Here is a 7,474-nt window from a genome sequence, read left to right as displayed (position 1 = left end):
GTTGCGGCCGGCGTCGAACGCCTGCTCCGACGCCTGTTCCGCCACCTCGCCCGCGCCGGGTGCGGCGGCCGGGTGGAGGGTCGCGTGCTGGCAGACGTACACGGTGGCCAGCGGCGGGAGGTGGCCGGGCAGGACCCCGGGGTAGGGGTGGTCCAGCGCGGCACGTCTCGCCGCGGCCAGGTATCCGTCCAGGCGGCGGCCTCGAACCTCGGCCCGCTCGCGCAGGGCGTGCAACTCGGCGTGCGCCGTCCCGGTGATGCCCAGCGCGGTGGCCAGCAGGTCGAGGGTGGCGACCTCGGGCACGGTCTTGCGGTTCAGGATGTTGCTGACCGTCGCCTTGGACACCCCGGCTCGCTCGGCGAGGTCGGCCTGGCGCAGCTTCAGCCCCGTCAGGGCCGTGCGCAGCCGCCTGACCAGCTCCGCCTGCGCGCTGGTCGGACCCGCGTCGCGCGTTCCCCCCACCAGGCCTCCCGACCTTGCGGTTCGTCTTGGTTCACATCAACCCGTTGAACGCCGAATCACGCTATCTGTGGTGTTCCGAGGTCCGGCCGGCCCTCCCGAACCGTTCACCGAGACGCTTGGAGCACCGATGCTTACCCATCAAGAGCTGGTCCTGCTCGCCTCGCTGTCCATCCCGATCCTCCTCGGCCTGCTGGCCCGCCTGCTGCGGCGGCCGCGTAACACGCTCCGCGACCTCGCCTGCGAGCTGCGCGATCTGATCAGCCTGCGGATGGTGCTGCGTGGCACCCGCCCGAGCCAGCGCGCCGATCTCCTCAGGGCCCACCGCGCCTGGCGGACGGCGAGCCGGCAGCGCCGGACCTGAGCCGGCGGGTGCGCATCTTCCCTGCCCGCCACCGGTCACCTCCAGGGCTGCCGGACGTTGACGAGCCACAGGCCGGCGATGGCGGTCATGATGCCGACGACCAGGTTGAGCGCACCGTAACCGATTCCGCCGACGATCGCGCCCGCGGCGATCGTGCCGGTGGCGCCGCAGACGTTCATCAGCAGGTCCGACAACCCCTGGACGGCGGGCCTGCGATCGAGCGGCACCGACTCGCTGACCAGCGCCGACCCGGCCACCAGCCCGCACGACCAGCCCAGCCCGAGCAGCACGAGCGCGGCCGTGACCTGCCAGACCCGGTGACCCGCGGTGCCGGCGAGCACGGCCGCGGTCAGCAGCAGGGTCATGCCGAGCAGCAGCACCGGCACCCGGCCCGCCTTGTCGGCGAGCCAGCCGACCACCGGCGACAAGACGTACATGCCGGCGATGTGCAGGCTGATCACCAGGCCGATGACGTCCAGGTTCGAGCCGTCGTGGTGGAGTTTGACCGGGGTCATGGACATGACCGACACCATCGCGGTGTGGCTGACGGCGATCGCGACGAGCGCTCGGCGGGCCGCCGGATTGGTGCGCAGGGTGTCCCAGGCCGTCCTGATCGTGCGCTCGCCGCCCGAGGCGGTGGCCGGGGTGCCGGTCAGCTCGCGGGCGAGCTTGAACGGGTCGGGACGCAGCCCGCCGATGACGATGAGCAGCGCCGCCGCGAACGCCAGCGCGGCGAACGCGAACGGCCCGGCGGCCGGCGCCAGGCCGACCTCACTGCCGATCTGGTCGGCCGGCCTGGCCAGGTTCGGCCCGGCTATGGAACCGATCGTGGAGGCCCACACGACCAGCGACAGGTGCCGGCCCGCGTGGCCCTTCGGCGACAGGTCGGTGGCCGAGTAGCGGGCCGCCAGGCTGCCCGCGCTGCCGCCGCCGACCAGGACGAGCCCGGCCAGCAGCAGCGGCCAGTTGGCCAGGCTGATCGCGAGCACGGACAGGGCGCAGCCGGCCAGCGCCGCCAGGTAGGCCACCGCCAGCCCGGCGCGCCTGCCGCTGCGACCGGACGCCTTGGCGGTGGGCAGCGCGAGCAGGGCCGCGCCGAGCACGGTCGCCGTCCCGGCGAAGCCGCTGATCACGGTCGAGCCCGAGAGCTGGTCGACCACCACGGAGCTGAGCGTCAGGCAGACGGCGACGCCCACTCCGCCCACGATCTGCGCCGCCGACAGCACGGCCAGGGTGCGGCGCTGGATGGCGCGAATCCGGTCGGTCGGTGTAGCCGAAGAAGATCGAGTCCGCAATGACGGCCACCTCCGAGAAAGATCAGCGCTCTGGCGCGCGGGCCGCCCGGGCAGGCGGCGCCGGCGCTTCGGCGAGGTCCGGTATCGGGCGGCGGCGCCGGGTGCGAGCAGGGCTCCCCGACCCTGCGGCCGTGGCGGGGGGACACCACTGTGTGGTCATGCCTCGAACCTAGAGCCGAAGCGCGATCGCTGCCAGCCGTCGGCGCCGGTTCCGGCGTCCGGCAGCCCGATGCCCCGCCGGATCACGCGAATCACGACGCTCGTTAATAAACCTTCCTAACTATCTTGACAGCGGTTCTCGCGCTGAGCCACGATCCCGGTAAGCGGCTTGGCGCGGCTTCCCGCCGACAGCGACGCGGACAGTGACGCGCTCAGCGAACGAGACCATGCTGACCCGGCCGCCGATCGGACCATGCCCTGATCTCTCACCCCCCAGGAGATTTCGTCATGCCCAGAGTCCGCTCAGCAGTCGTCGCCGCGCTCGGGCTGGTCGCCAGCCTGTTCGTGGCCGCCGGCGCCCAGGCCGGAACCGCCGAGACCCTGCTCTCGCAGGGCAAACCGGCCTCCTCGTCGTCCATCGAAGGCAGCTCCTACGTCGCCGCGCGGGCCTTCGACGGGAACACCACCTCCACCCGCTGGGCCTCGGCCGAAGGCCACGACCCCGAGTGGCTGCGCGTCGACCTCGGCGCGACGCAGCAGATCAGCCGGGTCAAGCTCACCTGGGAGGTGGCCTACGGCAAGGCGTACCAGATCCAGGTGTCGCTCGACGGCGCCGCCTGGACCACCGTCCACTCCACCACCTCGGGCGACGGCGGCGTGGACGACCTCGCGCTCACCGCCACCGGCCGCTACGTGCGCATGTACGGCACCCAGCGCGGCACCCCGTACGGCTACTCGCTGTGGGAGATGCAGGTCTACGGCGCCGGCACCGGGCCGACCGACCCGCCGGGCGACACGTTCGTGGTGGCCGCGGCCGGTGACATCGCCGAGCAGTGCACCGCGAGCTCCGGCTCCTGCGTGCATCCCAAGACGGCCGCGCTGGTCGAGGCGATGAACCCCGAGTTCGTCATCACCATGGGCGACAACCAGTACGACGACGCCCGCCTGTCCGACTTCCGCAACTACTACGACAAGACGTGGGGCCGCTTCAAGGCCAAGACCCGGCCCTCGCCGGGCAACCACGAGACCTACGACCCGGCCGGCTCACTCGCGGGGTACAAGTCGTACTTCGGCGCCATCGCCTACCCGCAGGGCAAGCCGTACTACAGCTACGACCGCGGCGACTGGCACTTCGTCGCGCTCGACTCCAACGCCTTCGACCAGTCGGCGCAGATCACCTGGCTCAAGAACGACCTGGCGGCCAACACCAAGCCGTGCGTGGCCGCCTACTGGCACCACCCGCTGTTCAGCTCCGGCGAGCACGGCAACGACCCCGTCTCCAGGCCCGTCTGGCAGGCGTTGTACGCGGCCGGCGCCGAACTGGTGCTGAACGGGCACGACCACCACTACGAGCGCTTCGCCCCGCAGAACCCCAGCGCCCAGGCCGACCAGAACGGCATCGTCGAGGTGCTGGGCGGCATGGGCGGCGCGTCGCCGTACCAGATCGAGAACGTCCAGCCGAACAGCCAGAAGCGCCTGACGAACCTGCACGGCGTGCTCAAGCTGACGTTCACGCCGACCACGTTCGCCTGGCAGCTGATCGGGACCGACGGCTCGGTCAAGGACAGCAGCCCGACCTACACCTGCCACTAGATGTACATCTCGGTGATCGGCACCCGGCTGACCAGGGCGGTGCCCGCCAACGTGGTGGCGCTCGGCCTGGTCAGCCTGGTCACGGACATCTCCTCGGAGATGGTGACGGCGGTGCTGCCGCTGTACCTGGTGGGCGCGCTGGGGCTCAGCCTGGTCCAGTTCGGGGTGCTGGACGGGCTGTACTTCGGCGTCACCGCGCTGGTCAGGCTGGCCGGCGGGCACGCCGCGGACCGGTGGCGCAGGCGCAAGCTGGTGGCCGGGCTCGGCTACGGGATCTCCGCCGCCTGCAAGCTCGGGCTGCTCGCCGCCGGCGGGTCGGTGGCGGCGCTCGGGCTGGTGGTGGCGGCCGACCGTACCGGAAAGGGCCTGCGTACCGCGCCGAGAGACGCGCTGATCACGCTCAGCGCCCCGCCGGACCGGCTCGGCGGGGCGTTCGGGGCGCACCGCGCGATGGACACGATGGGCGCCCTGCTCGGACCGCTGGCCGCCTTCGCGGTGCTGACCGCCACGGCGGGCGCCTACGACGCGGTGTTCGTGACGAGCTTCTGCGTCGCCGCGCTGGGCGTGTTGCTGCTGATCCTGTACGTACGCGACCGGCGCGGCCCGCTGGTCACCCGGGTCACGCTGCGTGCCGCCGTGCTGAAACAGCCGGGGTTCCGCCGGGTCTGCCTGGTGGCGGCGGCGCTCGGACTGGTGACGGTCAGCGACGCGTTCGTCTACCTGCTGCTGCAGCGGCGGCTGGCGATCGCGCCCGAGCTGTTCCCGCTGCTGCCGCTCGGCACGGCGGCGGCGTACCTGACGCTGGCGGTGCCGCTGGGCCGCCTGGCCGACCGGTACGGCAGGGCGGCGGTGTTCGTCGCCGGGCACGCGGCGCTGCTGGCGGCCTACCTGCTGCTGATGGGGCCGGCCTGGCTGGTGCCCGTGCTGGTGCTGCACGGGCTGTTCTACGCGGCCACCGACGGGGTGCTCATGGCGCTGGCCGGGCCGATGCTGCCCGAGAGCGTGCGCACCAGCGGGCTGGCGCTGCTGCAGACCGGGCAGGCCGCGGCCAGGATGGCGTCGTCCGTCCTGTTCGGGGTGTTGTGGGCGGGGCTCGGGGACGGGCCCGGCCTCGCGGTCATGGCCGCCGGGCTGGTCGTGACCGCTCTCTTCGCCTGGCGGACTCTGCGGAGGTCGACGTGAGACGACTGCTCGTGCTGCTGACCTCGGTGCTCGTGCTGGCCGGGGCGGCCACCGCCTACGCCGCCTGGGCGGCGTCGGACCGCCGCGCCGCACCGGCCGCCGCGGCCTTCGACGCCGCCGCGCCGGGCCGCGTGCTGGTGCGCAGCGGCGGCCGGATCGCCGCCGTGCCGACGGCGAACCCGGGGGCCGCGCCGCAGGTCAGCGGCCGCGCCTGCGACCGCTTCTCCACCGCGAACGGCACCACCCTGTGCCTGATCACCCGCCCGGGCACCCCGCCCACCACCCAGGCGATCATCCTCGACCGGTCGCTGCGGCCGGTACGCACCATCAACCTGGCCGGCATCCCGAGCCGGGCCCGCGTGTCGCCCAGCGGCAGGATGGCCTCCTGGACGGTGTTCGTCACCGGCGACTCCTACAACAGCGGCGGCTTCTCCACCTGGACCGGCATACTCGACACCCGCACCGGCTACCTCATCACCAACATGGAGGACATCCCGCTCTACCTGGACGGCCGCCGCCACCACTCGGTGGACGTCAACTACTGGGGCGTCACGTTCGCCGCCGACGACGACCGCTTCTACGCCACCGTGTCGACGAAGGGCAAGACGTACCTGGTGGAGGGCGACTTCGGCGACTGGCGGGCCCGGGCGCTGCGGGAGAACGCCGAGTGCCCGTCGCTGTCGCCCGACGGCACGCGGCTGGTGTTCAAGAAGCGGGTCTCGCCGGGGCCGTGGCGGCTGCACGTGCTCGACCTGGCCACCATGCGGGAGCGGGCGCTGGGGGAGACGGCCAGCGTCGACGACCAGGCGGCCTGGCTGGACCCGGGGACGGTCATGTACGCCAAGGACGGCGACGTCTGGGCGGCCCCGCTCGACGGCGGCCCACCCCGCCTGCTGATCCCGGACGCGACCTCCCCCACCGCGATCCCCTGACGCCGGCCCCTGACGCCAGGCCCTGACGCCAGCCCCTGACGATCGCGGGCGGCCCGGCTGGGCAATCCTCGCCGTCGCCGCCCGCCACCCCGTACGGCAGGATCGCAGGGGTGAGCGAACTGCACTGGATGACCGCCACCGAGATGGCCCGCCTGATCAGGGACAGGCAGGTGAGCGCGGTGGAACTGCTCCAGGCCCACCTCGACCGGATCGAGCGGGTCAACCCGCGGGTGAACGCCATCGTGACCCTCGCCGCCGAGCAGGCCATGGCCGCCGCCAAGGCCGCCGACGCGACCGAGCCCGCCGGCCCGCTGCACGGGGTGCCGGTGGCGCACAAGGACCTGGTGGACACCGCGGGCATCCGCACCACCTACGGCTCGCCGCTGTTCGCCGGCCACGTCCCCGACCGGGACGACCTGATCGTCGAGCGCCTGCGCGCGGCCGGCGCGATCAGTGTCGGCAAGACCAACACGCCGGAGTTCGGCACCGGCTCGCACACCGTCAACGAGGTCTTCGGCGCCACCCGCAACCCCTACGACCCGGCCAAGTCGGCCGGGGGCAGCAGCGGCGGCGCCGCGGCGGCGCTGGCCACCGGCATGGTGCCGCTGGCCGACGGCTCGGACATGGGCGGCTCGCTGCGCAACCCGGCCTCGTTCTGCAACGTGGTCGGCCTGCGTCCCACGCCGGGGCGGGTGCCCGACCCCAGCGACACCGCCGCCTGGTACACGCTGGCCGTCCCCGGGCCGATGGCCCGCACGGTCGCGGACGTCACGCTCATGCTCCAGGTCATCGCCGGGTTCGACGGCCGCTCGCCGTTCGCGATCAAGGAGGCGTTCGCGCCCGACCCGGAGGAGGGGGTCGCCGGGCTGCGCGTGGCCTGGAGCCCCGACCTCGGCGGCCTGCCGGTCGACCCGCGCACGGCGGCCGTCACCGCCACCGCGCCGCACGTGTTCGAGCGCCTCGGCGCCCGGGTGGAGCAGGTGGAGCTGGACCTGTCGGACGCCGACGACGCCTTCCGCGTCTACCGCGCCTGGTACTACGCGCTGTCCTTCGGCGACCTGACCGGACTCGGGCCCAACACGAGCTGGAACGTCGAGCAGGGCCGCCGCGTGACCGGGGCCGACCTGGCCCGCGCCGAACGGCTGCGCAGCGGCCTCTACCAGCGCATGGCCGGCTTCTTCGACACCTACGACGTGCTGATCGCCCCGGTCAGCCAGGTCCCGCCGTTCCCGGTCGAGCACCCGCACGTCGGCGAGATCAACGGGATCAGGCTGCCCGACTACCTGTCCTGGATGCGCTCGGCGTACTGGATCAGCGTCCTGCACGCCCCGGCCGCGTCGGTGCCCGCCGGGTTCACGCCCGAGGGGCTGCCGGTGGGGGTGCAGATCGTCGGGCGGCCGTTCGACGACGCCAAGGTCCTGCGCGTGGCGCACGCGTTCGAGCAGGCCACCGGGTTCGGCGAGCGCCGGCCCCCGCTCTAGGCGGGAGGC

Annotated in this window: 7 protein-coding genes; 5 read left to right on the top strand and 2 right to left on the bottom strand. The window is 73.1% G+C overall.

Annotated features, from left to right (window positions below):
* Positions 1 to 462: helix-turn-helix domain-containing protein (locus HII36_RS51695; RefSeq protein ID WP_173530766.1), on the bottom strand; the 462-nt coding region annotated here is incomplete at its 3' end.
* Between the two features lie 127 nt (positions 463 to 589).
* On the opposite strand from HII36_RS51695, the gene HII36_RS51690 reads away from it, so the two are divergent.
* Complete coding sequence (locus HII36_RS51690; protein WP_173530765.1) at positions 590 to 823, top strand: hypothetical protein; 234 nt, start codon at positions 590 to 592, stop codon at positions 821 to 823.
* 35 nt (positions 824 to 858) lie between these two features.
* Here the strand turns inward: HII36_RS51690 and HII36_RS51685 are convergent, their stop codons facing one another.
* Entirely contained in the window at positions 859 to 2,118 is a 1,260-nt protein-coding gene (locus tag HII36_RS51685; RefSeq protein WP_236005017.1) for an MFS transporter, read from the bottom strand.
* Positions 2,119 to 2,565: 447 nt separating this feature from the next.
* Between HII36_RS51685 and HII36_RS51680 the strand changes: the two genes are divergently transcribed.
* From HII36_RS51680 to HII36_RS51665, 4 genes are all read left to right on the top strand, one after another.
* Entirely contained in the window at positions 2,566 to 3,870 is a 1,305-nt protein-coding gene (locus tag HII36_RS51680; RefSeq protein ID WP_173530764.1) for a galactose-binding domain-containing protein, read from the top strand.
* Positions 3,871 to 5,052 (top strand): MFS transporter, encoded by a 1,182-nt coding sequence (locus tag HII36_RS51675; protein WP_173530763.1) that lies wholly within the window; start codon positions 3,871 to 3,873, stop codon positions 5,050 to 5,052.
* A complete protein-coding gene (locus tag HII36_RS51670) occupies positions 5,049 to 5,984 on the top strand; it encodes a TolB family protein (RefSeq protein ID WP_173530762.1) in 936 nt (311 codons plus the stop codon). The genes HII36_RS51675 and HII36_RS51670 overlap by 4 nt, the downstream gene beginning before the upstream one ends.
* A 110-nt stretch (positions 5,985 to 6,094) precedes the next feature.
* Complete coding sequence (locus tag HII36_RS51665; RefSeq protein ID WP_173530761.1) at positions 6,095 to 7,465, top strand: amidase; 1,371 nt, start codon at positions 6,095 to 6,097, stop codon at positions 7,463 to 7,465.
* The last annotated feature ends 9 nt before the right edge of the window (positions 7,466 to 7,474 follow it).

The sequence above is a fragment of the Nonomuraea antri genome (assembly GCF_013283785.1).
Classification (GTDB): Bacteria; Actinomycetota; Actinomycetes; order Streptosporangiales; family Streptosporangiaceae; genus Nonomuraea; species Nonomuraea antri.
The sequence above is the reverse complement of the archived record's forward strand: the minus strand, read 5'-3'. Positions and strand labels throughout refer to the sequence as shown.